The 232-nt window shown below is 68.1% G+C and carries 1 protein-coding gene; it reads right to left on the reverse strand.

The annotated features are described in order from the left end of the window. The coding region (locus HKX41_13805) for a CoA-binding protein (protein ID NNC25208.1) at window positions 1-232 on the reverse strand (232 nt) is incomplete at both ends.

Below are 232 nucleotides of genomic sequence, written 5' to 3' on the forward strand. Positions count from 1 at the left end.
ATGCCGAGTTGGAGCCAGACGGTCTCCACGTCGCCGCGGTCGTCAGCGCGCTCGATTGCGGCGTCGACGATGTCGCCCGCCTCCTCGGACGGCCGGAACACGTCCACGAGGTCGACGTCTTCGTCCACGTCGGCGAGCGAGTCGTACGCCGTCTCGCCGAGAATCTCGTCGTGGAACGGGTTGACGGGGACGACGCGGTAGCCCTGTCGCTGGATGTACGCCGGGACGTCGT

It is taken from the genome of Salifodinibacter halophilus, from assembly GCA_012999515.1.
GTDB lineage: Bacteria > Pseudomonadota > Gammaproteobacteria > Nevskiales > Salinisphaeraceae > Salifodinibacter > Salifodinibacter halophilus.